This window comes from Massilia rubra (assembly GCF_011682065.1).
In the GTDB taxonomy this organism is placed as follows: Bacteria; Pseudomonadota; Gammaproteobacteria; order Burkholderiales; family Burkholderiaceae_D; genus Telluria_A; species Telluria_A rubra.
Genome location: NZ_VUYU01000072.1, coordinates 1 through 1,487 on the forward strand (window position 1 = coordinate 1; position 1,487 = coordinate 1,487).

Annotated in this window: 1 protein-coding gene; it reads left to right on the top strand. The window is 58.5% G+C overall.

What is annotated here, in order from left to right; all coding sequences use genetic code 11:
* The first annotated feature begins 120 nt into the window (after nt 1–120).
* Nucleotides 121–1,464 carry an IS4 family transposase gene (locus F0185_RS34010; RefSeq protein ID WP_167233110.1) on the top strand — a complete coding sequence of 448 codons (1,344 nt, stop codon included), beginning with the start codon at nt 121–123 and terminating at the stop codon, nt 1,462–1,464.
* The last annotated feature ends 23 nt before the right edge of the window (nt 1,465–1,487 follow it).

Consider the following 1,487-nt stretch of genomic DNA (forward strand, 5'->3'; position numbering starts at 1 on the left):
AACCCATGCCCTTATACATAAGTCGCCAGGACCCAATAAAGTCTTTTACATTCAATGAGTTGCAGAGGGGCTTGTAAACTTTGCCGAGATCGCGTTTACTCTTGCCTTTTGGGCGGCGCATTGGACAAGGTAGCACAGCGGTGGACGGAAGAGGAATTTGCGGGTCTGGCTCTTGGCGATGCGCGCCTCAACAAGAGGGCGAGAACATTGATGGACACTTTTGCAGCCAAGCCGACGGCCAGTATCCCTGAGGCATGCGACAGCTGGAGCGAGACTTGCGCAGCGTATCGTTTTCTTTCGAATCCTGAGGTGACCTGGGAAGGTATCCTGACGCCACATTGGGCGCGCACCCAGGAGCGAATGAGGGCGCACGCAGTCGTGCTGTGCATTCAGGACACAACCGAGCTGGACTTCAACGGCCAGGAGATCGCAGGACTGGGGCCGTTGAGCTACGAAGCACAGCGGGGCATGTACTTGCATCCAACCTATGCGGTCACGCCTGGGCGCGAGCCGCTTGGCATGCTTGACGCCTGGATGTGGGCACGCGAAAAGCGTGGAAAAGATGGCGTGCGTCCTGGTATGAAAGAGAGCCGCCGCTGGGTCGAAGGCTATGAACGCATCGCCGAGCAAGCTGCGCAACTGCCAGGTACGCGGCTGGTATATGTCGGCGACCGGGAAGCGGACATGGTCGAAATGATGCGCGTTGCGCGCGACTTGGGCACGCCCGCCGATTGGCTGGTGCGCGCCCAGCATGACCGTTGCCTGGCTGACGATGAGGCAACCAAGCTTTGGGCCGCGACCACAGGGGAGGCACCGTTAGGTGAAATTCGTTTCACCATGGGCGGACGCGAGAAGCAGGCAGCACGCGAAGTGCGCCAACAATTGTGGGCGCGGCCTGTACTGATCGGCGACGGAAAGAAAGGTCACATCGAGGCGACGTGCATCGTAGCGCGAGAAACGGATGCGCCAGCTGGCGTGAAACCGGTGGAATGGCGACTGTTGACCAATCGCGTAGCTGATACGCTGGAGCAAGCCAGCGAACTGATCGACTGGTACCGCGCGCGCTGGGAAATTGAAGTCTATTTCAACGTACTCAAGAATGGCTGCGAAGTTGAAAAATTGCAGTTAGCCGCAATTGACCGCCTGGAGCGGGCGTTGGCCTTGTTCATGGTGGTCGCATGGCGCGTGGCCTACTTGATGCGCAAAGGCCGAAACTGCCCTGATCTTGATGCGGCCTTGTTCTTCGACCCTGAAGAGATTCGCGGTGCGCACTTGCTGAACAAACTAAAAATGCCGGCCACGCCACCAACCTTGAATGACGTCGTGCGCCTGATCGCTAAAATCGGCGGCTTCCTCGCCCGTGCCGGCGACGGTGAGCCCGGCGTCAAGACGATTTGGAAAGGGCTAAATCAAGTGCACGCCTCGGCAGAAACACTGCGCGCCCTACGCGATGGCTTGGGCTGACGGACTTATGTATAAGGGAATGC